Below are 26,636 nucleotides of genomic sequence, written 5' to 3'. Positions count from 1 at the left end.
AACCGTCCGCCCCTGACCTGATCGGTGCCAGGATGGCTGATACGGTCCGGAAAACCGACTGGTATCAGGGAGTGGGACGACCATGGGTAAGAAGGTCACTGTCGTCGGCGCCGGCTTCTACGGCTCGACCACCGCACAGCGCCTGGCCGAGTACGACGTCTTCGACACCGTCGTGATCACCGACATCGTGGAGGGCAAGCCGGCGGGTCTCGCGCTCGACCTCAACCAGTCCCGCGCGGTCGAGGGCTTCGAGACCAAGGTCGTGGGCGTCACCACCGGCCCGAACGGCGAGGGCTACGAGGCCATCGAGGGCTCGGACGTCGTCGTCATCACCGCCGGCCTGCCGCGCAAGCCGGGCATGAGCCGGATGGACCTGCTGGAGACGAACGCCAAGATCGTCCGGCAGGTCGCCGAGAACGTCGCCAAGTACGCCCCGAACGCCGTCGTCATCGTGGTGTCCAACCCGCTCGACGAGATGACCGCGCTGGCCCAGCTCGCCACCCAGTTCCCGAAGAACCGGGTGCTCGGCCAGGCCGGCATGCTGGACACCGCCCGCTTCACCAACTTCGTCGCCGAGGCGCTGAGCGTGCCGGTGAAGTCGGTACGGACCCTGACGCTCGGCTCGCACGGCGACACGATGGTCCCGGTGCCGTCGAAGAGCACCGTGAACGGCAAGCCGCTGCGTGACGTCATGCCGGCCGAGCAGATCGAGGAGCTGGTCGTCAAGACCCGCAACGGTGGCGCCGAGGTCGTCGCGCTGCTCAAGACCGGTTCGGCGTACTACGCCCCGTCCGCCGCCGCGGCCCGGATGGCGAAGGCAGTGGCCGAGGACTCCGGTGCCGTCATGCCGGTCTGCGCCTGGGTCGACGGCGAGTACGGCATCTCCGGCGTCTACCTGGGCGTCGAGGCCGAGATCGGCGCCGAGGGCGTGAAGCGGGTCGTCGAGACCGACCTGGACGCCGACGAGCTGGCCGCGCTGAAGGAGGCCGCCGAGGCCGTCCGCGCCAAGCAGGGCGACGTCGCCAGCATGTGACCCCCGTCCCATCGCGCAGAGGGCCCGCCGGCTTCCGCCGGCGGGCCCTCTGCCGTCCGACCCGACCCCCCCACCCCGTCGATCATGAAGTTGGCGGCGGAAATGGAGATCGACAAGGCGGTCAACTTCATGATCGACCGGGGGTGGGAGGGGGTGGGTGGGGGGTGAAGGGTGCGGTCAGGTGGGGGGTCGCCAGGGTGGCGGGGGAGAGGGTTGTCAGCAGGGTCGTGCGGGAGTGGCGGGCTTCGTCCGGGTCCACCTCGTGGGCGTACGCCAGCTCCGGGTCGACCAACTGGATCGCGTGCACCAGCAGGTCGCCGGTGATCAGGAGGCGCTCGTCGTCCGCCTCGACCAGCACCGACTGGTGACCCGGCGTGTGGCCGGGCGTGTGCAGCAGCCGTACCCCCGGGGTGAGGGGCGTCTCGCCGTCGACCACCCGCAGCCGGCCGGCGGCGCGCAACGGCGTCAGCAGCCGGGCCGGCAGCTCCGGGTGGAACAGCTCCAGCGCGTCCAGCTCGGCCCGCTGGATCAGGTGATCGGCGTTCGGGAACAGCGCGCCGGCCCAGCCCACGTGGTCGGTGTGCAGGTGGGTGAGGACCACTGTGCGGACGTCGGCCGGGTCGATCCCGGCTTCGGCCAGCTCGGCCGGCAGCCGGCCCGGCACCGGCGCCCAGCTCGCGGCGAGCGAGTCGGCCGGGCCGATGCCGGCGTCGACAAGCGTGACCGGCCCGTCGCCGGACCGCACCGCGAACGCGCGGAACCGTAGCCACCACCTGCCGTCGTCGGTGACGGCACCAGGATCGAGCCGGTCGGCCGCCGCCCAGTGCGCCTGGGTGGCACCGGGAAACGCCTCGCCGCGGGGCTGGAAGAAGGGCCCCTCGCCGTCGGAGAGCGCGGTGACCGTGATAGACCCGATGGTGCGGCTGTGCGGCATCGGACGATGATGCCAGCGGGCCGAGGCGCGGCGCAGCCCGCTTTTCCGGCGGTCCACCCGGGCCGCCTGGGGACTGCCGGTCAGTTTCCAGTACGCTCGTACTGCTTGAGCACGTGTCCCCCGAGAGGAGCGCCGGCCGATGGCGAAGATCAAGGTAAACAACCCGGTCGTGGAGATCGACGGCGACGAGATGACCCGGATCATCTGGAAGCAGATCCGGGAGCAGCTGATCCTGCCCTACCTCGACGTCGACCTGCACTACTACGACCTGTCGATCCAGCACCGTGACGCCACCGACGACCAGGTCACGGTCGACGCCGCCAACGCCATCAAGGAGCACGGCGTCGGCGTCAAGTGCGCCACCATCACCCCGGACGAGGCCCGGGTGGAGGAGTTCGGCCTGAAGAAGATGTGGCGGTCGCCGAACGGCACCATCCGCAACATCCTCGGCGGCGTGGTCTTCCGCGAGCCGATCATCATGTCGAACGTGCCGCGGCTCGTCCCGGGCTGGACCAAGCCGATCATCATCGGCCGGCACGCGCACGGAGACCAGTACAAGGCCACCGACTTCGTCGTCCCCGGCCCGGGCACGGTGACCATCACCTACACCCCGGCCGACGGCGGCACCCCGATGGAGATGGAGGTCGCCAACTTCCCCGGCGGCGGCATCGCCATGGGCATGTACAACTACGACGAGTCGATCCGGGACTTCGCCCGCGCCTCGTTCCGGTACGGCCTGGACCGCAACTACCCGGTCTACATGTCCACCAAGAACACCATCCTCAAGGCGTACGACGGCCGGTTCAAGGACATCTTCGCCGAGGTGTTCGAGAACGAGTTCAAGGCCGAGTTCGACGCCGCCGGCCTCACCTACGAGCACCGGCTGATCGACGACATGGTCGCCGCCGCGCTCAAGTGGGAGGGCGGGTACGTCTGGGCGTGCAAGAACTACGACGGTGACGTGCAGTCCGACACCGTCGCGCAGGGCTTCGGCTCGCTCGGCCTGATGACCTCGGTGCTGCTCTCCCCGGACGGCCGCACTGTCGAGGCGGAGGCCGCGCACGGCACCGTCACCCGGCACTACCGGCAGTACCAGAAGGGCGAGAAGACCTCGACCAACCCGATCGCCTCGATCTACGCCTGGACCCGGGGCCTGGCCCACCGGGGCAAGCTGGACGGCACCCCGGCGGTCACCGAGTTCGCGAACACGCTGGAGAAGGTCATCGTGGACACCGTCGAGGGCGGCCAGATGACCAAGGACCTCGCGCTGCTCATCTCGCGGGACGCCCCGTGGCTGACCACCGACGAGTTCATGAACGCGCTCGACGAGAACCTGGCGCGCAAGCTCGCCGCCTGATCACTCCCGTCGATCACCACGGAGCCCGCCGGCACGTGCCGGCGGGCTCCGTCGTGTCCGGGTTCGGTGCGTCACCGGGTCCGGGCCGGGCTCGTTGTACCGGGTGGACGCGATGCCAGTCTCGTCCAGCCGTCCCTTCCCTTGCGGGGGGCCCTGTCCCGGGCCCCCCGCGCCCTGTTGCGGGACCCGCGCGCCCGGGTCAGGCGGTGCGGAGCAGCTCGGCGGCTCTCTCGGGGGCGATGTCGTTGATGAACACGCCCATGCCGGACTCCGACCCGGCCAGATACTTCAGCTTGTCCTTGGCCCGCCGGATGCTGAACAGCTGAAGGTGCAGGTGGCCCAGTTCCCTGTCGATCCGTACCGGCGCCTGGTGCCAGGCCGCGATGTACGGCATGGGCAGATCGAACAGCCCGTCGAAGCGGCGCAGCAGGTCCAGGTAGAGCGGCCCGAACGCGTCCCGCTCGGCGTCGTCGAGCGCCGGGATGTCCGGCACCGGCCGGTGCGGCGCCACGTGCACCTCGAACGGCCAGCGCGCCGCTGCCGGGACGTACGCGGTCCAGTGCTCGTTGCTCGTCACCACCCGCTCCCCGGAGGCGCGTTCGGTGGCCAGCACGTCGGCGTAGAGGTTGCCCCCGGTGCGGTCGGCGTACCGCCGGGCGGCGGCCAGCATGGTGCGGGTGCGCGGCGTGACGAACGGGTACGCGTAGATCTGCCCGTGCGGGTGGTGCAGCGTCACCCCGATCTCCACGCCCCGGTTCTCGAACGGGAAGACCTGCTCCACGCCGGGCAGCGCGCTCAGCGCCGTGGTGCGGTCGGCGAGCGCGTCGAGCACCGTCCGGACCCTGCGCGGGGAGAGCCGGGCGAACGAGGCGTTGTGGTCGTCGGTGAAGCAGACCACCTCGCACCTGCCGCGCCCGGGGCGTACCGGGGTGAACGGCGTGATCTCGGCCGGTTCGTCGGCCACCCGCTGGCTCAGCGACGGGAACCGGTTCTCGAACACCACCACGTCGTAGTCGGGCGCCGGGATCTCGCTGTGCCGCTCGCCCCGCGACGGGCAGAGCGGGCACTGGTCGGCCGGGGGCAGGAACGTGCGAGTCTGCCGGTGCACCGCCACCGCCACCCACTCGTCGGTCAGCGGGTCGTACCGCAGTTGCGAGGCGGGCGGGGGAGGGGGCAGGTCCCGCCGGTCCGGCTGGTCGCGGACCGCGTCGTCCCGCTCGTCGAAGTAGATCAGCTCGCGGCCGTCGACCAGCGCGATCTGCGTACGCTTCACTCCGCCCCCCTCGTCGTGGGCACCGTCACCAGCTCACCCACCCTGTCGTCGAGTACCCGTCGGGCCTCGGGTGCCAACCGGTCGTCGGTGATCAGCACGTCCGCCGCGTCCAGCGGCACGATCGACGAGATGCCGACGGTGCCCCACTTGGTGTGGTCGGCGAGCACCACCAGGCGGTCCGCTGCGGCCACGAGCGCCCGGTTCGTGTCCGCCTCCATCAGGTTGGGCGTGGTGAAACCGGCCCGTTCGCTGATCCCGTGCACGCCCAGGAAGAGCAGGTCCAGGTGCAGCGCGGCGATCGCGGCCACGGCGAGCGGACCGACGAGCGCGTCCGACGGCGTGCGGACGCCGCCGGTGAGCACCACCGTCTGGTCCGGCCGGCCACCGACGTGCAGGGCCTCCGCCACCGGAAGCGAGTTCGTGACCACGGTGAGGCCGGGCACGTCGACCAGTCGCCGGGCCAGCTCGGCGGTGGTGGTGCCGGCGGACAGCGCGATGGCGGCGCCGGGCCGGACCAGTCCCGCGGCGTGCTCGGCGATTGCGGCCTTCTCGGCGGACTGGCGGACGGACTTGGCGTGGAAGCCGGGCTCGTCGGTGGAGCCGGGACCGGCCGGTGTCGCGCCGCCGTGCACCTTGGCGAGCAGGCCCGCCTCGTGCAGCGTGTCCAGGTCGCGCCGGATGGTCATGTCGGAGACGCCGAACTCGGCCGCCAGCTCGGTGACCCGGACGCCACCGGCGCGGCGCAGTCGTTCCAGGATGGCCGTCTGCCGCTGCCGCGCCAGCATCCCCGGCTCACCTCCGCGCCTCACCGACTCACGTGGGCACTCCACGCGGTCGAACGTGTTCCAACAAAGACGAACACTACCGCGCAGCTACGCCTATGCGAAACCGCCGCCGTCCGGAAGGCCGGACGGCGGCGGTCGAGGTGCTCGCAGGCCGGACGCGTCCGGCGTCAGGAGATCAGGCGGGCTGGAGGCGGGGCTCCACCCAGCCGGTCTCGGTGAGGTGCTCCATCACCTTCCCGATGGCCTCCTCGACGCTCAGATCCGAGGTGTCGACCACCAGGTCGGCGTCGGTGGGCTCCTCGTACGGGTCGTCGATGCCAGTCATCCCGGTGATCAGGCCGGCCCGGGCGCGGGCGTACAGGCCCTTGCGGTCGCGCTGCTCGCAGACCGCGAGCGGCGTCGCCACGTGGACCAGCAGGAACCCCGCCCCGGCCGTCTCGGCCATCTCCCGGGCGGTGGCGCGAGCCGCCGCGTACGGCGCGATCGGGCAGCAGATGCCGACGCCCCGGTGCCGGGCGATCTCCGCCGCCACCCAGCCGATCCGGCGGACGTTGAGATCCCGGTCGGCCTTGCTGAACCCCAGCCCGGCGGAGAGTTCCCGCCGCACCACGTCGCCGTCGAGCAGCGTGATGGTGCGGTCGCCCTGCTCGCGGAGCACGTCGGCCAGCCCGCGCGCGATGGTCGACTTGCCCGAGCCGGACAGGCCGGTCAGGAAAATCACCAGGCCCCGGTGCCGCCGCGGCGGGCGCGCCCGGGACAGTTCCTTCGCCACCGCCGGCGGCGTGTGCCACTCGGGCAGCGGGAAGCCCCGGTCCAGCAGGTCGTCGATCTCCCGCGTGCTCAGCGCCAGCCGCCGGTTGCGCGGCGGGATGTCCTCACGCCAGCGCCACTGCCCGTCCCGGTTGTCGTAGGCCAGCTCGCGGGGCACCAGCACGCGCAGGCCGGCGCCGGAGAGCATGCCCTCGGTGGACAGCAGGTGGGTCACCCCGTACGCGGCGGCGACCCGGGCCCGCAGCAGCGCGTCGCTGATCTCGTCGCGCCGCCGGGCCAGCGGCACCGCCACCAGCGTCGCCGGGGGCATCCGGTCGCGCGCGGCGAACACGCTGCGCACCAGCGCCTCGGCCGGCAGCCCGGCGATCGACTCCTCGCCGATCGGGATCATCACCAGCAGGTGCGCGCCGAGCGTACGGGCCGCATGCGCGATCTGCGCCAGCTGCGGCCGGTGCAGCGGACGGTCGGCGAACACGCCGAGCACCCGGCCCGGCGGCAGCAGTCCGCGTACCTCGTCGGGGCCGCGCCGCAGCCGCTGGAACGGCCCGTGGCCGCCGTCGCCCAAGCGGCGCACCGCGCCACCGACACCCACCATGCCCTCGCGGCCCGGCCAGACGTCGGTCACGTCCATCGCCGCCACCGGTGCGCCCTCACCGTCGGTGAGCACCACCGCGCGGCGGGCCGGGTCGGCCGGGTCCAGCCCGTCGGCGAGCGCCGCCGGCACCTGGAGCGTCACCGGCACCGGCCACGGCGTGCCGTCGGCCAGCCGGCCGCGCCGGTTCAGCGAGGCCAGGTCGGCCCGGCTCATGAAACCGGTGAGCGGTGCGTACGCCCCACTCAGCAACAACTGGAGATCGGCCAGCTCAGCGGGTCTGGGCGCGTACGACGGCGCATCCCGCAGAACGTCCTCGGGCAGCAGCCACCCGTTGCTCATCGAACCCCCAACTCACCGGCCGGCACACAGTTTCGCAGCCCACCGGCGATCGGTCGAGAGCGCCACCCGGCCTCCCGGTGATCGCGTGTCCGGCGACGGTGCCGAGGGCGAACCGGGGTCATCGAATCCTAACGGCGAGCGGCGGCCGGCCGATCGTGCGAACGGCTGCCGGCGCGCGCCGACCGGCCGAGCGCGCGGTCCCGGATCCGCCGGACCGCGCGACGGATCCGGGACGGGAGCCGGCGCGAGTCCTCCACCCGGGGCGGGCCGCCGTCAGCCGCGCAGTGCACCACGAGCGGCAGGCGGACGTCCGGCGCCCAGCCGGCCTGGATCACCCGGGCCCGGACCTCCCAGGTGCCCCGGGTCCGGCCACCGTTGAGTTCCGCGAAGTCGACGCTGGCGGTGCTGCGGTGGCGCACCTCGCCGGTGTCGGCCCGCTCGGTGGTGGCGGCCACCGGCAGGAAGAACTCCTCCCGGGTCTCCCGCCGGCGGACGACGACGTCGGTCCGCGCCCCGCCGGCCCGCATCACGACCCCGGCCGGCACCGCGTCGGCCACCGGGAGCACCGGCAGCCCCTGGTCGTCGAAGCGCAGCGGCTCGTCACCGGCGCGCAGGTGGGCGTCGACGGTGACGGTCAGCGTCCGCCCCTGGACCCGCCATCCGCCGACCGAGACGTGGGCCCGGACGCTCACCTCCCACTCCGCCAGCCGGCGCAGGTCCGCCACCCGGCCCTGCGCGGCGAGGTGCGCGATCACCTGGAACATCGGCGGCAACCCGGCGACCGCCTCCGGCGTGAAGCGCTCCTCGACGAGCCGGCCCACCTCGCCGGCCACCTGATCGGCCCACTGCTCCGGTGCGCTCAGCAGGGTCTGCCCGCGCAGCCGGCTCAGCATCTCCTTGCGCAGCCAGCGCCGCTGCAGGCGGAGGCGGGTCGCGACGGGCGACCGGTTCGCGTCCACGATGTCCAGCGCCTCCCGCAGCGCCGCGTAGTACTCGGCCGGGTCCATCCGGGTGGCGGTGACGTTGCCCGCGTCCGCCCGGCGGACGTGGTGGTAGCAGGGGTGATCGGCCAGTACGCAGACGCGCCCCGCAAGCAGGTAGGCCGCCGCCATCAGCCGGTGGTCCTCCAGGCGGCGCGGGTGGCCTTCCGGGAACCGCAGCCCGTGCCGGTCCAGGAAGGACCGCCGGAACAGCGCGTGGCAGGTCATGCTGTCGGCCAGTGGCGCGTTCGCCAGCGTGACGCCGAACCGGTTCTCCCGGAACAGCTCCCGCGGTACGCCCCGCCGGTGCCCGATCATCCGCCCGATGACGATGTCCGCGTCGTGTTCCCGGGCACAGGCGTGCAGGCGGGCCAGCGCCTCGTCGCCGAACCAGTCGTCGTCGTCGGCGAAGAAGACGTACTCGCCACGCGCCTGCTCCAGCCCTCGGTTGCGCGGGTGCGACGGCCAGCCCGAGTGCTCCAGGTGCAGGACCCGTACGTGCGGGTCGGCGGCGGCCAGCTCGTCCAGGCGCTGCGGGGTGCCGTCGGTCGATCCGTCGTCGGCGAAGATCACCTCGTACGAACCGGGCGGCAGCCCCTGCTTCGGCAGCGAAGCGACGAGCGGATCGAGGTTCGCGCCGCAGTTGTACGTGGGCACCACCACGCTCACCATGGTCCGGTCCGTACCGTCGGTCATGCCGCCCCCCGTCGAGTCGCCTCACCCGGTGGCAGCATCCCGGAGCGGTCGCCACCCCGCTACCCCGTTCCCGCCACCTAGGGGCTGCGAGGGCCGAGGATCAGGGGATCGCAGGGGTCAGGAGCGGCTCCGGCGAGGCGCCGGAGTTCTACGCTGAACGGCGTGACACTGCTCGCGACCGAGTCGCTGACCAAGACGTACGGAGGCCGGGTCACCGCGTTGGCCGACCTCACCGTGTCGGTCGAGCCGGGGATCATCGGGCTGGTGGGCGCGAACGGCGCCGGCAAGTCCACTCTGATCAAGATCCTGCTGGGTCTGCTCCCGCCGACCAGCGGCCGGGTACAGGTGCTCGGCCTCGACCCCACCACCGACCCCGCCGCGGTCCGTGCCCGGGTCGGCTACATGCCCGAGCACGACGCCCTCCCGCCCGACCTGTCCGCCGCCGAGCTGGTCACCCATCTGGGCCGGATCAGCGGGCTGCCGCGCACCGTCGCCCGGGAACGGGCCTCCGAGGCGCTGCGCCACGTCGGTCTGCACGAGGAGCGGCACCGGGCCGTCGGTGGCTACTCCACCGGCATGAAGCAGCGGGTCAAGCTCGCCCAGGCGCTCGTACACGATCCCGATCTGCTGTTGCTCGACGAGCCGACGAACGGCCTCGACCCGGCCGGCCGGGACGCCATGCTCGCGCTGATCCACCGGATCGGCACCGAGTTCGGCATCTCGGTGGTGGTCTGCTCGCACCTGCTCGGCGAGGTGGAGCGGATCTGCGACACGCTCGTCGCCATCGACGGCGGCCGGCTGCTGCGCGCCGACCGGGTGTCCGCCATGACCACCGCCACCGACGTGCTCGCCGTCGAGGTGAGCGAGGGCACGGACGACCTGGCCGCCCGGCTCGCCGCGCTCGACCTGCCGGTGACCCGCGACGGGCGACTGCTGCTCGTCCCGCTCGCCGACGACGCCACCTACGACCAGATCCTCGGCGCGGTCGCCGAGCTGGACCTGCCGCTGCACCGGCTGGACCAGCGGCGGCACCGGGTGGCCGAACTCTTCGCCGCGAGGGAGCCCAGCCATGTCTGACGCGACCGGGGTCATCCACGACATCGGCTACCAGCGCTACACCGGCCCGCGGCTCGGCCGCCGGCAGGTCTTCGGCGCGCTCTACCTGCACGGCGTGCGTACCGTCTTCGGGCTGGGCCGCAGCGCCAAGGCCAAGATCTTCCCGTGGCTCGTCGTCTCCGTGGTGACAGTGGTGGCCGCCGGGGTGACCGCGGTGCGCAGCCAGATCGGCGAGGTGGTGATGACGTACGCCCAGTTCGCCGACGCGATGAGCTGGCTGGTCATCTTCTTCGCCGCGGTGGCCGCGCCCGAGCTGGTCTCCCGCGACCTGCGCAGCGGCGTGCTGCCGCTGTACTTCTCCCGGCCGCTGCCGCGCGGCGACTACGCCCTGTCCAAGCTGCTGGCGCTCGTCACCGCGCTCTGGCTGCTGCTCGGCGGCCCGCAGCTGGTGATGTTCCTCGGCGCCGCGTTCACCACGAAGCGGGGTATCGGCGGGGTGTGGGACGAACTGCTCGACCTGCTGCCCGGGCTGCTCTACGCCGGGCTGTGGGCGGTGGTGTTCGCCTCGATCGCCCTGCTCGTCGCCTCGCTCACCGGCAAGCGCGCGTTCGCCGCCGGCGGCATCGTGGCGGTCTTCCTGATGACCACGCCGGTCGTCGGCGTGCTGTCCATCCTGCCCTCGCAGACGATCAACGAGCTGGCCTTCGTGGCCTCCCCGCCGACGCTCGTCGGGGGCGTGGGCAACTGGGCGCTCGGCGACCGGCTGACCCAGGGACGGGGTGGCATGCCGATCGGCGACTTCGGGCCGGTCTACGCCGTGGTGGCCGTACTGCTGGTCGCCGCCTGCGTCAGCCTGCTGCTCCTGCGATACCGGAAGGTGGCCGCCCGATGACGGCGATCAGCACCCAGTCGACGGCCGGCGCGCCCGCCGCCGCGACGAGCACGCTCGACCTGGCCGGTGTCTCCCGCTGGTACGGCAACGTGGTGGCGGTGAACGACGTCACCATGCGGCTCGGCCCCGGCGTGACCGGCCTGCTCGGCCCCAACGGCGCCGGCAAGACCACGCTGCTGCACATGATGGCGGGCTTCCTGTCCCCGTCGCGGGGGACCGTGACGCTGGACGGGGAGCCGACCTGGCGCAACCCCGCCGTCTACCGGCGGCTCGGCCTGGTCAGCGAGCGCGAGGCGGTGCACACGTTCCTCAGCGCGTACGAGTTCGTGCTCGCCAGCGCCAAGCTGCACCGGCTGCCCGACCCGGAGGCCGCCACGAAGCGGGCGATCGAGCTGGTCGAGATGGAGGACGCGCAGACCCGGCGGATCGGCACCTACTCCAAGGGCATGCGGCAGCGCACCCGGGTCGCCGCCGCGCTCGTGCACGACCCGCAGGTGCTGCTGCTCGACGAGCCGTTCAACGGGATGGACCCGCGCCAGCGGCTGCACATGATGGCGCTGCTGCACCGGCTCGGCGACGCGGGGCGGACCATCCTGTTCAGCTCGCACATCCTGGAGGAGGTCGAGCAGGTCTCCGGCACGGTCCAGGTGATGGTGGCCGGCCGGCTCGCCGCCTCCGGCGACTACCGGACCATCCGCCGCCTGATGACCAACCGGCCGCACGTGTTCGCGGTCCGCTCCACCGACGACCGGGCGCTGGCGGTGGCGCTGATGGCCGAGGCGTCGGTCTCCGGCGTCGAGCTGGGCCGTACCGGCCTGACCGTCAAGGCCGGCGACTACGGCGCGTTCACCCGGGCACTGCCCCGGATCGCGCTCCGGCACGGCATCCGGGTCCGGCAGCTCCTGCCGGAGGACGAGTCGCTGGAGAGCGTCTTCTCGTATCTGGTGGAGGCATGATGTCGACAGTCACCTGGATCACCGCGCGTGGCCTGTTCGGCCGGAGCCGGTTCCTCATGCTGCTGCCGTTGCCGCTGGTCCTGATCGGCCTGGCAGTGCTCTGCCGGTCGCTCGGCGTCGACCCGGGCCAGTGGGGCCCGCCGGTGCTCGTCGGCCTCGGCCTCGCGGTGGTGCTGCCGGTGGTGGCCCTGATCGTGGGCACCGGCGTGCTCGGCGCGGAGATCGACGACGGTACCGTCGTGCACATCCTCACCAAGCCGCTGCCGCGCTGGCAGATCGTGCTGCCGAAGCTGGCGGTCGCGGCCGGCGTCACAGCGGTCACCGTCGGCGTCCCGATCTACGTCGCGGGCGTGCTCGCCGATTCGGTACGCCTCGGACTCGCTCTGGTCGCCGCCTCGGCGGCGGGCGCGCTGGCGTACTCGGCGCTGTTCCTGGCGCTGAGCCTGGTGACCCGGCGGCCGGTGCTGCTCGGCCTGGTCTACGTGCTGATCTGGGAAGGGCTGCTGGGCCGGTTCGTCGGCGGCACCCGGGTGCTGTCGATCCAGCAGTGGGTGATCGCCCTGGCCGACCGGATGGCGCCGACGCCGCTGCTCGGCACCACCGTCTCGGTGCCGGTCGCGGCGGTGCTCACCGCCCTGGTGGCGGTCGGGTTCACCGTGCTGGCGATCGACCGCCTGCGCTCGTTCAGCGTGGCCGGCGAGACGAGCTGAACTGCGGGGCGGAACCCGTTCTCCGGTACGAGCGCCGGAAAACGGGTTCTGCCCTGCCGTGTCCGGTCTGTTAGTTTGCGGCGGCTACGAACACCGACACGGGGAGACACATTGCGTTCGGCTCGACTCGCCCTGCTGGCCCCAGCCGCGGTGGCGCTGATCGTCATGTCCGGCTGCGACGGCGGCGACGACAAGCCCTCGGCCGGGCCGGCGGCGCCGTCCGTACCCGCCGCCACCTCCGTGCCGCCGGTGACCCCGGCGCCGGCGGGCCTCGACGAGGCCACCAGGAAGACCTGCGCGACGGCGGAGAAGGACATCACGGCCGCCCTGAAGGAGGTGGCCGAGGCGGAGAAGATCGGCCCGCCGGCCGGCCACTCGGCGGTCAGCGCCCAGTACTCGGCGGGCGCGGCCACGCTCTACACGCACGCCTTCACCAGCAGCGACGAGGTGAACGCCGCGGTGAAGGGGGTCGCCACCGCCATGACCGACCTCGCCGACACCTGGGCCAAGGCGCCGGGTAAGGCGCCGAGCAAGGCGGATCTCACCGCCGCCCGGGACAAGCTCAAGGCGGCCTGCGCGGCTGACTGAGGCATGCACCGCCGAGGGGCGGCCGGCGTCACGCCGGCCGCCCCTCGCTGTCAGAACGCGCAGGCGACGACCAGTTCGGTGGTGCGGTCGGGCAGCAGGTCCAGCTTCGCGATCCGGCCCGCCGCGCGCAGGTCGTCGGCGACGGTGCCGAGCTGCTCCAGCACGGCTGCCGGCCCGAGCGCCTCGGCCAGCGGCACGTCCGCCTTCATCGACAGCTTCCGTTCCGACTTGGCGCGGCGCACCTGACCCAGCGCGTCAGCGGCCAGCCGCAGCAGTTCCGGGTCACCCGGCGCCTCCATCGCGCGGCCCACCTCGTACGTGGTCGGCCACGGCGCGCGGTGCACCGACCCGTACCGCCACCACGACCAGACCTCCTCGGTGACGAACGGCAGCACCGGCGCGAACAGGCGCAACTGCACCGACAGTGCGGTCGCCAGCGCCGCCCGGGCCGAGTCGGCGGCCGGCCCGGTGCCGTAGGCGCGTTCCTTCACCAACTCGATGTAGTCGTCGCAGAACCGCCAGAAGAACGCCTCCGTGGCCATCAGGGCGGCCGTGTGGTCGTACCCGTCGAAGGCGGTGGTCGCGGTCGCGACCACGCCGGACAGATCGGCGAGCATCGCGGTGTCGAGCGGTTGGGTCGCCGCGGCCCGCAGTTCGTCGGCGGCACCCAGCCCGAGCGCGAACCGTGACGCGTTCAGCAGCTTGGTGGCCAGCCGGCGCCCCACCTTGACCTGGGCCGGGTCGAAGGCGAGGTCCATGCCCGGCTTGCCGTTGGCGGCCCAGTAGCGGACCGCGTCGGATCCGTTCTGCTCCAGCAGCGCCATCGGCGTGACCACGTTGCCCTTGGACTTCGACATCTTCTTGCGGTCCGGGTCGAGGATCCAGCCGGAGAGCACAGCGGTGTGCCACGGCAGCGTGCCGTGCTCCAGGTGGGAGCGGGCCACCGTGGCGAACAGCCAGGTCCGGATGATGTCGTGCCCCTGCGGGCGCAGGTCCATCGGGAAGACCCGGGCGAACAGGTCCGGGTCGGTCTCCCAGCCGCCGACGATCTGCGGGGTCAGCGACGAGGTGGCCCAGGTGTCCAGCACGTCCGGGTCGCCGGTGAAACCGCCCGGCTCGCCGCGCTGCGACTCCTCGTATCCGGGCGGCGGCTCGCTCGTCGGATCGATCGGGAGCGTCGCCTCGTCCGGTGTGAGAGGGTGGGACCAGTCCGGCTCGCCAGTGTCGTCGAGCCGGTACCACACCGGCACCGGCACGCCGAAGAACCGCTGCCGGCTGACCAGCCAGTCACCGGTGAGGCCGCCCACCCAGTGCTCGTAGCGGTGCCGCATGTGCTCCGGCACCCAGCGCAGCTCCCGCCCCCGGGCCAGCAGATCTTCGCGCAGGTCCGCGTCGCGGCCGCCGTTGCGCAGATACCACTGCCGGGTCGAGACGATTTCCAGCGGCCGGTCGCCGCGCTCGTAGAACTTCACCGGGTGGGTGATCGGGCGCGGCTCGCCGACCAGGTCGCCCGCGTCCGCGAGCAGCTCCACGAGCGTCCGCCGGGCGCCGTTCACCGTCTGCCCGGCCAGTGCCGCGTAGGGCTCCGCCGGCACGCCGGTCGGCGGCTCCGGCAGCAGGCGTCCGTCCCGGCCGATCACCACGCGGGTGTCCAGCCGCAGCTCACGCCACCAGGTCACGTCGGTCAGGTCACCGAACGTGCAGACCATCGCGATGCCCGTGCCCTTGGCCGGGTCCGCCAGCGGGTGCGCGCGCACCGGCACCTCGACCCCGAACACCGGGGTACGCGCAGCGGCGCCGACCAGGTCCGCGTACCGCTCGTCGTCGGGGTGGCAGACGAGCGCCACGCAGGCCGGCAGCAGTTCCGGGCGGGTGGTGTCGATCAGCACCTCGCGGCCGTCCGGTCCGGTGAACCGCAGCCGGTGGTACGCGCCCGGCCGCTCCCGGTCCTCCAGTTCCGCCTGCGCGACGGCGGTGCCGTACCCGACGTCCCACAGCGTCGGCGCCTCGGCCTGGTACGCCTCACCCCGGGCCAGGTTGCGCAGGAACGCGCGCTGGCTGGCCGCACGGGCCGCCGACCCGATCGTGGTGTACGTCAGCGACCAGTCCACCGACAGCCCGAGCCGCCGCCACAGCGCCTCGAACGCCTTCTCGTCCTCGACAGTGAGCAGTTCGCACAGCTCGATGAAGTTGCGCCGGGAGATCGGCGTCGGGTTCTTCCGGGCCGCGTCGTCCACAGGTGCGGCCGGCGGGCGCCAGCCCCCGTCGTACGGCAGCGCCGGATCGGGGCGCACGCCGTACACGTTCTGCACCCGGCGTTCGGTGGGCAGCCCGTTGTCGTCCCAGCCCATCGGGTAGAACACGGTCCGCCCGCGCATCCGCTGGAACCGGGCCACCGTGTCGGTGTGCGTGTACGAGAAGACGTGCCCCATGTGCAGCTCGCCCGACACGGTCGGCGGGGGAGTGTCGATCGCGTATACGTCCGACCGCTCCTTCGTGCGGTCGAACGCGTACGTGCCGTCGGACTGCCAGCGGCGGGCCCAGGTCTCCTCGAGGCCGTCCAGGCTCGGACGCTCGGGGACGCCGCCGCGGGCGCTCCTCGTGGTGTCGGTCATCAGCCGATGGTAGGCAGCGCGCCCGTCGCACTCCACGACTTTCCCCACCCCGCGCGTCCCCGCGGGAGAGCTAGAGGAGGGAGTCGCGCCACTGGCGGTGCAGGGCGGCGTAGCGGCCGTCGGCGGCGATCAGCTCGGCCGGCGGGCCGTCCTCCACGATCCGGCCGTCGTCGAGCACCAGCACCCGGTCCGCGGTCTCCACTGTGGAAAGGCGATGGGCGATCACCAGGGCGGTGCGGTCGCGCAGCACGTTGTGCAGCGCCCGCTGCACCAGCCGTTCGGTCGGCACGTCGAGCGACGAGGTCGCCTCGTCCAGGATCAGCACCCGGGGATCGGCGAGGAACGCCCGGGCGAACGCGACGAGTTGCCGCTGCCCGGCGGAGAGCCGTCCGCCACGCCGGTGCACGTCGGTGGCGTACCCGTCGGGCAGCGCGGCGATGAAGTCGTGCGCGCCGATCGCCCGCGCGGCCGCGACCACCGCCTCGTCGTCGGCGTCGGGACGGCCGAACCTGATGTTGTCGGCCACGGAACCGCTGAACAGGTGGGTCTCCTGGGTCACCAGCACCACCGCCCGGCGCAGCTCGGCATCGGCCAGGTCGCGCAGGTCCACCCCGTCCAGCCGGACCGCGCCCGCGTCCGGGTCGTGGAAGCGGGCCACCAGCTTGGCGACTGTCGACTTCCCGGCGCCGGTCGGCCCGATCAGCGCCACTGTCTGCCCCGGCGGCACGGTCAGGTCGAGGCCGGACAGGATCGGCGTCCGGCGGCGGTAGCCGAAGTCGACGGCACGGAAGGTCACCGCCCCGCGCGGCGGACCGGCCGGCAGCGGCACCGGCTGCGCCGGTTCGGCCACCGCCGGACGCTCGTCCAGCACCCCGGCCAGCTTCTCCAGCGCGGCGGTCGCCGACTGGAGCGAGTTGTAGAACTGGCTCAGCTCCTCCATCGGTTCGAAGAACCGGCGCAAATAGAGCAGGAACGCGGCGAGCACGCCCACCTCGACGCCGCCGCCCAGCACCCGCCAGCCGCCGTACCCGAGCACCACCGCCGCGGTCAGGTTGCCGATCAGCCGGATGCCCGGCGAGTAGATCGCGATCAGCCGGAACGCGCTCAGGCTGGAGCGCCGGTAGTCGTCGTTCACCGCGCCGAAGATGCGGTCGTTGCGGTCCTCCCGCCGGTACGCCTGCACGGCCCGGATCCCGCGCAGCGACTCGACGAAGTGCACGATGACCAGCGCCACCGCCTCCCGGGTGCGCCGGTACGCCCCGGCCGACGCGCGGGCGAACCAGCGCGACAGCACGAACAGGAACGGGAAGGCGAGCAGCGTCACCGCCGCCAGTGGCAGGTCCAGCCAGAGCAGGATGCCCGCCACCGACAGCACGGAGAGCCCGGCCATCACCAGCTTGTCGATGCCGCCGTCGACCAGCTCGGCGATCGACTCCAGGTCGCTGGTCAGCCGGGACACCATCCGCCCGGACGTGTAGCGCTCGTGGAACCCGACGTCGAGGCGCAGGAAGTGCCCGTACACCCGACGGCGCAGGTCCAGCAGGACGGCCTGGCCGATCCGGGCGGCGAGGGTGAGGAACGCGCGCCGGGCCGCGTACTCGATCGCGGTGGCGACCACGAACGCGGCGGCGACGGCGATCAGCGGGCCGGGGTCCCCGGCCCGCAGCGGCCCGATGCCCCTGTCGATGCCGAGCATGACCAGGTACGGCCCGGACATCGCGGCGGCGTTCTGGGCCAGCAGCAACACCACCGCCAGCCCGAGCGCACGCCGGTGCGGGCGGAGCAGCAGCCGCAGCAGCAGCCGGCTGCGGGCGCGCAGCCTGGTCACCGCCTCCGGGGACGAGTCCTCGGCCCGGCTGCGGTCGGCGTCCGGGTCGGTGGCCCGCCCACGCCAGCGCGACAGGTCGTCACCGTCGCCGTGGCGCGCGCCGGTCGACCCGTCACCGCTGCGCGCGTCCCGGGGCCTGGGTACCCGCGGCGCGCGGCCGGTCACGAGCGCACCAGGCCGAGGCCGTCGCTCCGGCGCTCCGGCTCGGCGGACAACACCGCCCGGTAGGCGGGCACCCGGGCCAGAAGCTCCGAGTGGGTGCCGACGGCGACGATCCGGCCGTCGTCGAGCAGGGCCACCCGGTCCGCCAGCGCCACCGTCGACGGACGGTGCGCCACCAGCAGGGTGGTGGTCGCGGTGTCCCGCAGCACCCGGCGCAGGGCCGCCTCGACGAGCGCCTCGGTGTGCACGTCGAGCGCGGACAGCGGGTCGTCGAGCACCAGCACCGCGGGCCGGCCGAGGACCGCACGCGCCAGCGCGAGGCGCTGCCGCTGGCCGCCGGACAGCGACAGCCCCTGCTCACCGACCCGGGTGGCGAGCCCCCACGGCAGCTCGTACGCGAAGTCCGCCTGGACCAGCGTCAGCGCGGCGCGGACCTCGTCCTCGCTCGCGTCCGGCCGGCCCAGCGTGAGGTTCTCCCAGATCGACATGGAGAACAGCGTCGGCTCCTCGAACGCCACGGCGACGAGCCGGCGCAACGAGTCCAGCCGCAGGTCACGTACGTCGTAGCCGTCGAGCGTGATCCGGCCGCCGGTCACCTCGTGCAGCCTGGGGACCAGCGACAGCAGCGTGCTCTTGCCGCAGCCGGTGACGCCGACCAGCGCCATCGTCTCGCCCGGCTCGACCGCCAGGTCGAGGTCGCGCAGCACCGGGCCGGACGTGCCGGGGTAGCGGAAGCGGACCCCCTCGAAGCGGAGCCGGCCGCGCACCTCGCCCCGGTCGAGCGACCGGGCGTGCGGGGCGTCCACGATGGTCGGCGGCGTGTCCAGCACCTCCTGGATCCGGTCGGCGGCGGTCGCGGCCTCCTGGCCGTTGGCGATGATCCAGCCCAGCGACTGCACCGGCCAGATCAGCATGAGCTGAAGGCTGACGAACGCGACCAGCTCCCCGATGGACAGCACGCCGTCGGCGACCGCTGCGGCGCCGGCCACCAGGACCGCGCCGAGCGTCAGGTTGGGTACCAGGTCGAACAGCGCGGAGGTCCGCGCCAGCAGCCGGGCCTTGCCGATCCCGGTGTCGTGCAGCCGGCGCGCGCCGACCGCGAACCGGGCCGCCAGTTCCGGCCCGCGCCCGTACGCCCGCATGGTGCGCAACCCCAGCGCGGTCTCCTCGACCAGTGTGGCGACGTCGCCCTGCTGGTCCTGCATGCGGCGTGACGCCGCGTGGTAGTGGCGCGCGAAGCGGCGGCTGATCAGGAACAGCGGTACGGCGCTGGCCGCGACCAGCAGCCCCAGCCACTGGTGCAGCCGGATCAGCAGCGCCACCACCGCCGCGTACGTGACCAGGTTGAGCACCAGGAACAGCAGCCCGAAGGAGAGGAACCGCCGGATCACCGACAGGTCGCTGGTGATCCGGGACAACAACTGGCCGGACTGCCAGCGGTCGTGGAAACCGGCCGGAAGCCGTTGCAGGTGGGCGTAGATGTCGGCGCGGATGGCGGCCTCCATGCCGACCGAGGACGACGACTGCGTCCAGCGGCGGATGAAGATGAGGACCGCCTCGGCCACACCGAGCAGCAGCGCGAGCGCGCCGAGCCGGAGCAGCCCGGCCTCGTCGTGCCGGGCCACCGGCCCGTCCACCACCCGCTGCACCACCAGCGGCACGGCCAGGCTCGCCGCGGTGGCCGCCAGCGCCGCGATCAGCAGCCAGGCGAACTCCATCGCGTACGGGCGCAGGTAGGGCCGCAGCCGCCAGAGGTTGCGCAGCGGCTGGGACCGGGCGCCGGTATGCGCCGCGGGGTTGCCGTCGCTGGACGCGGGCACTACCCGACGGTAGCCCCCGGGGGTGACAGTCCTGCTGTCAGCTAGCCGTCACCCGTCCCTCATGCCCGAGAAGCCACTTCTTCACGTCCAGCCCCCAGCGGTATCCACCCAGCGTGCCGTCGGTGCGCAGCACCCGGTGGCAGGGCACGAACAGCGCGGCGGCGTTGCGCGCGCAGGCCGCCGCGGCGGCCCGGATCGCCGCCGGTCGCCCGGCCAGCGCGGCGAACCCCGTGTAGGTGACCGGGTCGCCGGGCTTGACGTCGCGCAGCACCTGCCAGGCGTGCGTCAGGAATGCGCCGCCGGTGTGCTGCTCCACCGCTACCGCATCGATGGCGGCCAGGTCACCGTCCAGATAGGCCCGTACGGCGGCGGTCACCGGGCCGAGGTCGGCCCGTTCCCGCAGTTCGCCGCGCAGGCTCGGATGGATCAGCGGCAGCAGGACCGCCGGGTCGGCGGTGAAGCCCGCCGCGCGTACCGCCCCGTCGGGGCCGGCGAGCACGCTCAACGGGCCGGCGGGAGTGTCGATGACGGTGCTGTCCACAGTGCTCATGCTGCTCTCCAGAGTCGGATGGTCGCGTACGACCGCCAGGGGCGCCAGCGGTCGGCGTACGCGGACAGGGTCTTCGGGTCGTCGGACAGGCCGAGCGCCGCTGCGCCACGGCGTACGCCCAGGTCGGTGGCGAGCGCGACATCGGGGTCGCCGAGTGCGCGCATGGCCAGGTAGCCGGTGGTCCACGGGCCGATGCCGGGCACCGCGGCCAGGAGCCGGACCGTCTCCTCCCGGTCGCCTCCGGGTTCCAGGTCGAGTTCGCCGTCGGCGACCGCGCGGGCCAGCGCGCGGAGCGTCTCCCGGCGGGCCGCCGGCATCCGGAACGCCGTGTCCGGCGCCGCGAGCACCTCCGCCGGACCGGGGAACGCCACCAGACCGTCCGCCGGATCGTCGGCGGCCGCCCCGCTCGCCGCCCGGGTGGCGGAGAGCAGGCGGGTGAGCGTGGTCCGCGCCGAGGCCAGCGAGACCTGCTGGGTGGCGACGGCGCGGACGGCCAGCTCGAAACCGTCGACCGCGTGCGGCAGCCGGACGCCGGGCTCGGCCGCGACGGCCGGTGCCAGCGCCGGGTCGGCGGCCAGGGTGGCGTCCACCGCCACCGGGTCGGCGTCCAGGTCGAGCAGGCGGCGGCAGCGGGCCACCGCGGGGGCCAGGTCGCGCATGTCGGCCAGCCGCAGCGTCGCGTCGATGTGGCCGTCGGCGGGGGTCAGCGCCACCGTGGCGGGACCGTGCGGCAGGCGCAGCCCCCGGTGGTAGGTGCCGTCGCGGACCACCTCGACGCGGGGCAGCGCGCGCAGCGCGAGGAAGTCCAGCAGCGCGCCCGCGTGCAGCGGGGGCCGGTAGGCCAGCCGCAGCGAGAGCGTGCCCGCACCGGTGGCAGCGGCCGGGCCACGACGGCCGGCCCGCAGCTCGGACGGGGTGCCGCCGTAGACCTCGCGGACCGTGTCGTTGAACTGCCGGACACTGCCGAACCCGGCGGCGAAGGCCACCTCGGCCAGGCCGAGGCCAGTGGTCTCGATCAGGATCCGGGCGGTCTGCGCGCGCTGGGCCCGGGCCAGCGCCAGCGGGCCGGCACCCAGCTCGGCCCGGAGCATCCGGTGCAGGTGCCGCTCGGTGTAGCCCAGCCGGGTGGCCAGCCCGGGCACGCCGTCCCGGTCCACCACGCCGTCGGCGATCAGCCGCATGGCGCGGCCGACCAGGTCGGCCCGGACGTCCCACTCGGGCGAGCCCGGTGCCGCGTCCGGCCGGCACCGGCGGCACGCCCGCAGCCCGGCCCCCTGCGCGGCGGCGGCGGACGGGAAGAACCGGACGTTGCGCCGCTTAGGCGTCATCGCCGGACAGGACGGCCGGCAGTAGATCCCGGTCGACGTCACACCGGTGTAGAACCAGCCGTCGAACCGCGGGTCGCGGCTGTCGACGGCTCGGTAGCACCGCTCGAAGTCCAGTTCCATGCCACGATCCTGCCTCGCAGCTCCCGGGCTCGGCTGGCGGGATTCAGACATGACGTGCGGGAGTCGCGCCAGCCCGGGGAAGTGGCGGTGTCCCCGGCCCCGGGACGGCACCACTCCGCCGAGGTGGCGTGGATCATGGCCGGCGGACCCGAGAAAGTGTCGTAAGTGGTCGGTAGCGTCCCGCCACCAACTCAAGAAGAGGTGCGGGGCATGGCGAGCGTGGCCGGGCGGGGTGTCCGCTGATGCGATCGGGGCGAGCACCGTTGGACGCCGCGGTGGTGGAGGGCTTCTACGAGCGGATGCGGGTGGTGGCGCCGGCCGCGTACGGCGCGATCGAGCGTGATCGGGCCGGTGACCCCGGTCGCCCCTTCGCGGACACCGCCTGCGGGCGGCTGGCCGGCTCCCTCGACCCGGACGGGCTGCGGGCGCTCGGCATGTGGGCCCACCACTGGTGCATGCGCTTCTACGACGACGACACCCGGGTCGGCGTGCGGCTGGTCCGCGAGATCGCCGCCCGCTCCGGCCTGGGCTGGACCGCCGACGAGGTGCGGTGGCTGCTCGACCGGTCGTACGCGGCCGGCCCCGCCGCCGCGCACCGGTTCACGCTGCCGCTCGCAGCAGCGGCGCAGCTACCGGCCGGTGCGCTGCCCGAGGGCGTCGCCGCCGAGGCGTGGCCGGACGACTGGCGGCGGCTGCGGGCCGGCTGAGCGCCGGGTGGGATCGCCGCCCGGTCCGGCATCTGGGCCAGCACCATCGCCGCCACTGCGACCGCGAAACCGGTGAGCTGGACCGGGTCCAGCGCCTCGCCGAGCACCACCCAGCCGAGCGCCGCGGCGGTGAGCGGGCTCAACGCGCCCAGCACCGACACGCGGGACACCGGCAGTCGCGCCGCGCCCCGGAACCACAGCACGTACGCCAGGGCGGTGCCGGCCAGCCCGAGCCACGCGTACCCGAGAAGGGCCGGCCCGTCGGGCACTGGTGGCGCGCCCTCGACGGCGGCGGCTACCGGCACGATCATCAGGCCACCGGCGACGAGCTGCCAGCTCGTCGCGGCGAGGACGCCCACGCCGGGCGGCCGGCCCCAGCGGCGGGTGAGCACCAGCCCGGTGGCCATCGCCACTGCACCGGCCAGCCCGGCGGCGACGCCGAGCGGGTCGAGGCCGGCGCCCGGCCGCAGCACCACGAGGGCGACGCCGAGCGGGGCGGCCACGGCGGCGACCAGTGCCGGCCGGGTGGGGCGGTCGCGGAGCAGCGCGACCGTCAGCACCGCCACCAGCAGCGGCTGCGCGGCGCCGAGGACGGCGGCGGTGCCGCCGGGCAGGCGGTACGCGGCGAGGAACAGCAGCGGGAAGAACACCCCGATGTTCAGCGCGCCGAGCACGGCGGCCCGCCCCCACCAGAGGCCGTGTGGTCGCCTGCGGGTCAGGGCGAGCAGCAGCAGGCCGGCCGGCAGGGCGCGGATCGCCCCGGCCCAGAGCGGCCGGTCCGGCGGAAGGAGTTCGGCGGTGACCAGGTACGTGGTGCCCCAGGTGACGGGTGCGGCGGCGGTGAACGCGACGTCGGTCCAGCGGGGGTTCATGTCGGCCTCTTTCTCAGGCGTAAGTATCTTAGTGCTAAGCTAATCAGGCCCGAGTGAAAGGTGAAGTGGGACGTGCGGCACAATCGGCAGCCGTGACAGGCGACGAGGTGGACGCGATCGTCGAGCAGTGGCGGCGGGAACGCCCCGGCATGCGGCCCGAGCCGATGGCCGTGTTCGGCCGCATCTACCGCCTGGCCCGGCTGGTCGGTGACGGCCAGGAGAAGGTGTACGCGGGCTGGAACATCGGCCGGGGCGAGTTCGACGTGCTCGCCGCGCTGCGGCGCTCCGGTGAGCCGTACACGCTGGCGCCGAAGGCGCTCGCCGCTTCATTGATGCTCACCTCCGGCGGCATGACCGGGCGGCTCGACCGGCTCGAACGGGCCGGCCTGGTACGGCGCTCGCCGGATCCGGCCGACCGGCGGGCGCTGCGGGTGACGCTCACCGACACCGGCCGACGGGTGGTGGAGGAGTCGGCCGAGGCCGGGCTCGCCGTGCAGCGGCGGATTCTCGACGCGCTGCCCCCGGCCGACCAGGACCGGCTGGCCGATCTGCTGCGCGCGTTGCTCGCGGCAGCCGAGACCGGGCCCGCGGATCCGGCACAATGATCAGCACCGCCGCCGCCCGGAAGGACGCCCGTGCCCGCCACCGAACCGACGATCGTCGCCACCAGCATGGGCTTCACCAGCCGTCGCCGTGGCCCCTGGGACGCGCGGCCCAGCTCCCTGTTCGACCTGATGGCCGACCTGGCCGGGGCCGGTGACGCGCCGCGCGTCTGCTATCTCGGCCAGGCCACCGGCGACCAACCGACCGGGTTCACCGTCTTCTACGGGGCCTTCGCCGGCACCCGGTTCCGCACCTCCCACCTGGCGCTCTACCCGATGCCCAACGTCGAGGACATCCGCGCGCACCTGCTCGCGCAGGACATCGTCTGGGTCGGCGGCGGCAGCGTGGCGAACCTCTGCGCGGTCTGGCGGGTGCACGGCCTGCCGGAGATCCTGCACGAGTGCTGGCAGGCCGGAGTGGTGCTCGGCGGGGTGTCCGCCGGCTCGATCTGCTGGCACACCGGCGGCGCCACCGACAGCTACGGCCCGGCGCTGCGGCCGTTCACCGAAGGGCTGGGCTGGCTCCCGTACGGCAACGGCGTGCACTACGACAACGAGGAGCAGCGCCGCCCGCTGATGCACCGGCTGGTCGCCGACGGCACGCTGCCCGCGAGCCACTGCACCGACGACGGGGTGGGGCTGATCTACCGGGGCACCCGCCTGGCCGAGGCGGTGGCGGACCGGCCCGGCGTGGCCGCGTACGAGCTGGTCCGCGCCGAGGACGGCACCGTCCGGGAGACCCGGATCGAGCCACGCCTGCTGTCCGCCGCGCCGTAGTGACCGGCTTCGCGCACCTGCCTGCCCGGCGGTGTCGGCGAGGCGCGTAAGCTGGTTCGTCGTGAGTCTCACCATCGGCATCGTCGGCCTGCCCAACGTGGGCAAGAGCACCCTGTTCAACGCGCTGACCAAGAACGACGTGCTCGCCGCGAACTACCCGTTCGCCACCATCGAGCCGAACGTCGGCGTGGTCGGGCTGCCCGACGAGCGGCTGACCAAGCTGGCCGAGATCTTCTCCTCGCAGAAGGTGCTGCCGGCGCCGGTCTCGTTCGTCGACATCGCCGGCCTGGTTCGGGGCGCCTCCAAGGGGCAGGGGCGGGGCAACGCGTTCCTCGCCAACATCCGCGACGCCTCGGCGATCTGCCAGGTGGTGCGCGCCTTCTCCGACCCGAACGTGGTGCACGTCGACGGCAAGGTCTCCCCGGCCGACGACATCGAGACGATCAACACCGAGCTGATCCTGGCCGACATCCAGACGCTGGAGAAGGCGCTGCCCCGGCTGGAGAAGGAGGCCAAGCTCCGCAAGGACCGGGCCGCCGCCGTCGAGGCCGCCAAGAAGGCGGTCGAGGTCCTCGACAACGGCGTGACCCTGTACGCGGGCGCCGCCGCCGCGAAGGTCGAGCTGGAGCACCTGCGTGAGCTGCACCTGCTCACCACCAAGCCGTTTCTCTACGTTTTCAACGTCGACGAGGCCGAGCTGGGCAACGAGGAGTTCCTCGACGAGCTGCGCGGCCTGGTCGCGCCCGCCGAGGCGATCTTCATGGATGCCAAGATCGAGTCCGAGCTGGTGGACCTGCCCGAGGACGAGGCCCGCGAACTGCTGGAGTCGATCGGGCAGTCCGAGCCGGGCCTGAACCAGCTCGTCCGGGTGGGCTTCCGGACGCTCGGGCTCCAGACGTACCTGACGGCCGGTCCCAAGGAGGCGCGGGCCTGGACCGTCCCGGTCGGCGCGACCGCGCCGGAGGCCGCCGGGGTGATCCACAGCGACTTCCAGCGCGGCTTCATCAAGGCCGAGGTGGTCTCCTACGACGACCTGGTCGAGGCCGGATCGATGGCGGCGGCGAAGGCCGCCGGCAAGGTCCGGATCGAGGGCAAGGAGTACGTCATGCAGGACGGCGACGTGGTGGAGTTCCGCTTCAACGTCTGATTCTGGACTGAGCGCTGCATCAGCAGAATCATCGAGCAGTTGGCTGCTCGTGCAAGGATGCTCCGATGGAACCGGAGACGTCGGCGGACGACGTTTGGCGCGCGCTCATGGAGGACACGCAGGGCTGGTGGGTGGATGATCCGGTCTTCCGGGCAGCCTATGGGCACCCCACGTTGCGCGCCCTCTTCCCTATGGCAACGCACGGGACGATCAAGTTCTTCAGGACCGCTTGGAGCTGGCCCGATACCCCTGCCCACGATCTGCCCCTCATCGCCTGCGGCGGCCCTCCTTACCAAGTCATTGCCGCCGGTTATGAGCGGATCATCGGCTTGGCCGCAACGGCGGAAGAAGCCGTAGAGCTGGTAGTCGAGAACCTGCCGCCGGCCCCGGTGATTTCCGGCTCGACGTGTGAAATTCCGTCAGGCGGCGACCAGCGCTGACCATCCGCTTCGACGTCTGAATCCTGGTGGGCCGGCGCTCGGCGTGGCCTGACCGATGGTTTCCCGGCGCCGTGCTGGTCTGTACGTCGAGTACCGACCACGGGAGGCTGGCACGATGCGCAAACTGACCTTCGGCATGAACGTGAGCCTGGACGGCTACGTCGCCGCGCCCGGCGACGATCTCAGCCTGGGGTGTGCCGAGCGACGAGTGGTTCCAGTGGTGGTCCGACCGGGTGGCGGCGACCGGCACGGCGCTCTACGGGCGGCGACTGTGGGAGGCGATGAGCTCCCACTGGCCGACCGCCGATCAGCAGCCGGACGTCACAGCGGCGCACGCCGAGTTCGCCCGTCGCTGGCGGGACATGCCGAAGGTGGTGTTCTCCTCGACGACCAGGCCGGTCGACTGGAACACCCGCCTGGTCACCGGCGACGCGGTCACCGAGATCAGCCGGCTGAAGGCCGAGGACGGTGGTCCGATGGACATCAGTGGCGCCACCCTCGCCGCGGCGGCCATGCGGGGCGGGCTGATCGACGAGTACGTGCTCGCCACCCACCCGGTCCTGGTGGGTGGCGGTAAGCCGTTCTTCGCCGCCCTGGACAACTGGGTGAACCTGACCCTGGTGGAGACCCGGACGTTCTCCGGTGGCGTGCTCCTGACCAGGTACGAGACCAGGCGCTGAGAGCCCGGAACCCATCGCACGGA

Annotated in this window: 23 protein-coding genes and 1 pseudogene; 13 read left to right on the top strand and 11 right to left on the bottom strand. The window is 73.1% G+C overall.

Annotation, left to right across the window (positions count from 1 at the left end):
- Positions 1-82: 82 nt before the first annotated feature.
- Complete coding sequence (mdh, locus tag O7611_RS24265; RefSeq protein WP_013288499.1) at positions 83-1,033, top strand: malate dehydrogenase; 951 nt, start codon at positions 83-85, stop codon at positions 1,031-1,033.
- 127 nt (positions 1,034-1,160) lie between these two features.
- On the opposite strand, the gene O7611_RS24260 is transcribed toward mdh, so the two are convergent.
- A complete protein-coding gene (locus tag O7611_RS24260) occupies positions 1,161-1,967 on the bottom strand; it encodes an MBL fold metallo-hydrolase (RefSeq protein WP_269697638.1) in 807 nt (268 codons plus the stop codon).
- Between the two features lie 139 nt (positions 1,968-2,106).
- On the opposite strand from O7611_RS24260, the gene O7611_RS24255 reads away from it, so the two are divergent.
- The gene (locus tag O7611_RS24255; RefSeq protein WP_120573189.1) at positions 2,107-3,324 is read left to right on the top strand and encodes an NADP-dependent isocitrate dehydrogenase; all 1,218 of its coding nucleotides are present in this window, start codon (positions 2,107-2,109) and stop codon (positions 3,322-3,324) included.
- 199 nt (positions 3,325-3,523) lie between these two features.
- Here O7611_RS24255 and galT read toward each other — a convergent pair whose 3' ends face one another.
- The 4 genes from galT to O7611_RS24235 all read right to left on the bottom strand — a co-directional run bounded on the left by galT (position 3,524) and on the right by O7611_RS24235 (position 8,763).
- Positions 3,524-4,597, bottom strand: a complete 1,074-nt coding sequence (gene galT, locus O7611_RS24250; RefSeq protein ID WP_269697637.1) for a galactose-1-phosphate uridylyltransferase — start codon at positions 4,595-4,597, stop codon at positions 3,524-3,526.
- Complete coding sequence (locus O7611_RS24245) at positions 4,594-5,382, bottom strand: DeoR/GlpR family DNA-binding transcription regulator (RefSeq protein WP_194801335.1); 789 nt, start codon at positions 5,380-5,382, stop codon at positions 4,594-4,596. The genes galT and O7611_RS24245 overlap by 4 nt, the downstream gene beginning before the upstream one ends.
- A gap of 175 nt (positions 5,383-5,557) precedes the next feature.
- A complete protein-coding gene (cysC, locus tag O7611_RS24240) occupies positions 5,558-7,087 on the bottom strand; it encodes an adenylyl-sulfate kinase (protein ID WP_194801334.1) in 1,530 nt (509 codons plus the stop codon).
- A gap of 128 nt (positions 7,088-7,215) precedes the next feature.
- Complete coding sequence (locus tag O7611_RS24235) at positions 7,216-8,763, bottom strand: glycosyltransferase family 2 protein (RefSeq protein ID WP_269697636.1); 1,548 nt, start codon at positions 8,761-8,763, stop codon at positions 7,216-7,218.
- A gap of 162 nt (positions 8,764-8,925) precedes the next feature.
- On the opposite strand from O7611_RS24235, the gene O7611_RS24230 reads away from it, so the two are divergent.
- From O7611_RS24230 to O7611_RS24210, 5 genes are all read left to right on the top strand, one after another.
- Positions 8,926-9,840 carry an ABC transporter ATP-binding protein gene (locus O7611_RS24230; RefSeq protein WP_194801332.1) on the top strand — a complete coding sequence of 305 codons (915 nt, stop codon included), beginning with the start codon at positions 8,926-8,928 and terminating at the stop codon, positions 9,838-9,840.
- Positions 9,833-10,711, top strand: coding sequence for an ABC transporter permease (locus O7611_RS24225; RefSeq protein ID WP_194801331.1), 879 nt, complete (start codon positions 9,833-9,835; stop codon positions 10,709-10,711). The genes O7611_RS24230 and O7611_RS24225 overlap by 8 nt, the downstream gene beginning before the upstream one ends.
- Positions 10,708-11,667 (top strand): ABC transporter ATP-binding protein, encoded by a 960-nt coding sequence (locus tag O7611_RS24220; RefSeq protein WP_194801330.1) that lies wholly within the window; start codon positions 10,708-10,710, stop codon positions 11,665-11,667. Before O7611_RS24225 ends, O7611_RS24220 begins: the two co-directional genes overlap by 4 nt.
- A complete protein-coding gene (locus tag O7611_RS24215) occupies positions 11,667-12,377 on the top strand; it encodes an ABC transporter permease subunit (RefSeq protein ID WP_013288490.1) in 711 nt (236 codons plus the stop codon). The genes O7611_RS24220 and O7611_RS24215 overlap by 1 nt, the downstream gene beginning before the upstream one ends.
- Positions 12,378-12,527: 150 nt before the next feature.
- Positions 12,528-12,965 (top strand): hypothetical protein, encoded by a 438-nt coding sequence (locus tag O7611_RS24210; RefSeq protein WP_194801532.1) that lies wholly within the window; start codon positions 12,528-12,530, stop codon positions 12,963-12,965.
- A gap of 50 nt (positions 12,966-13,015) precedes the next feature.
- Here the strand turns inward: O7611_RS24210 and valS are convergent, their stop codons facing one another.
- From valS to O7611_RS24185, 5 genes are all read right to left on the bottom strand, one after another.
- Positions 13,016-15,580 (bottom strand): valine--tRNA ligase, encoded by a 2,565-nt coding sequence (valS, locus tag O7611_RS24205; RefSeq protein WP_194801328.1) that lies wholly within the window; start codon positions 15,578-15,580, stop codon positions 13,016-13,018.
- A gap of 70 nt (positions 15,581-15,650) precedes the next feature.
- A complete protein-coding gene (locus O7611_RS24200; RefSeq protein ID WP_194801327.1) occupies positions 15,651-17,573 on the bottom strand; it encodes an ABC transporter ATP-binding protein in 1,923 nt (640 codons plus the stop codon).
- A complete protein-coding gene (locus tag O7611_RS24195; protein WP_194801326.1) occupies positions 17,570-19,390 on the bottom strand; it encodes an ABC transporter ATP-binding protein in 1,821 nt (606 codons plus the stop codon). Before O7611_RS24195 ends, O7611_RS24200 begins: the two co-directional genes overlap by 4 nt.
- A gap of 37 nt (positions 19,391-19,427) precedes the next feature.
- Positions 19,428-19,940, bottom strand: coding sequence for a methylated-DNA--[protein]-cysteine S-methyltransferase (locus O7611_RS24190; RefSeq protein ID WP_194801325.1), 513 nt, complete (start codon positions 19,938-19,940; stop codon positions 19,428-19,430).
- Positions 19,937-21,388 (bottom strand): DNA-3-methyladenine glycosylase 2 family protein, encoded by a 1,452-nt coding sequence (locus tag O7611_RS24185; RefSeq protein ID WP_194801324.1) that lies wholly within the window; start codon positions 21,386-21,388, stop codon positions 19,937-19,939. The genes O7611_RS24190 and O7611_RS24185 overlap by 4 nt, the downstream gene beginning before the upstream one ends.
- A 242-nt stretch (positions 21,389-21,630) precedes the next feature.
- Here O7611_RS24185 and O7611_RS24180 point away from each other — a divergent pair, with 242 nt between their 5' ends.
- On the top strand, positions 21,631-22,095 hold the full coding sequence (locus O7611_RS24180; RefSeq protein ID WP_228532298.1) for a hypothetical protein: 465 nt from the start codon (positions 21,631-21,633) through the stop codon (positions 22,093-22,095).
- Positions 22,096-22,145: 50 nt separating this feature from the next.
- Here the strand turns inward: O7611_RS24180 and O7611_RS24175 are convergent.
- Positions 22,146-22,967 (bottom strand): annotated as a pseudogene (locus O7611_RS24175) (EamA family transporter); the annotation flags it as partial.
- A gap of 92 nt (positions 22,968-23,059) precedes the next feature.
- On the opposite strand from O7611_RS24175, the gene O7611_RS24170 reads away from it, so the two are divergent.
- From O7611_RS24170 to O7611_RS24150, 5 genes are all read left to right on the top strand, one after another.
- Complete coding sequence (locus O7611_RS24170) at positions 23,060-23,572, top strand: MarR family winged helix-turn-helix transcriptional regulator (protein WP_194801322.1); 513 nt, start codon at positions 23,060-23,062, stop codon at positions 23,570-23,572.
- 30 nt (positions 23,573-23,602) lie between these two features.
- Complete coding sequence (locus O7611_RS24165) at positions 23,603-24,346, top strand: peptidase E (protein ID WP_269697635.1); 744 nt, start codon at positions 23,603-23,605, stop codon at positions 24,344-24,346.
- A 61-nt stretch (positions 24,347-24,407) separates the two neighbouring features.
- Entirely contained in the window at positions 24,408-25,493 is a 1,086-nt protein-coding gene (ychF, locus tag O7611_RS24160) for a redox-regulated ATPase YchF (RefSeq protein WP_194801320.1), read from the top strand.
- 65 nt (positions 25,494-25,558) lie between these two features.
- Positions 25,559-25,933 carry a DUF6193 family natural product biosynthesis protein gene (locus O7611_RS24155; protein ID WP_269697634.1) on the top strand — a complete coding sequence of 125 codons (375 nt, stop codon included), beginning with the start codon at positions 25,559-25,561 and terminating at the stop codon, positions 25,931-25,933.
- Between the two features lie 194 nt (positions 25,934-26,127).
- Positions 26,128-26,613: a dihydrofolate reductase family protein gene (locus O7611_RS24150; RefSeq protein WP_269697633.1), complete on the top strand. Its 486-nt coding sequence runs from the start codon at positions 26,128-26,130 to the stop codon at positions 26,611-26,613.
- Positions 26,614-26,636 lie beyond the last annotated feature (23 nt).

It is taken from the genome of Micromonospora sp. WMMC273, assembly GCF_027460285.1.
Taxonomy (GTDB): domain Bacteria; phylum Actinomycetota; class Actinomycetes; order Mycobacteriales; family Micromonosporaceae; genus Micromonospora; species Micromonospora aurantiaca.
The sequence above is the reverse complement of the archived record's forward strand: the minus strand, read 5'-3'. Positions and strand labels throughout refer to the sequence as shown.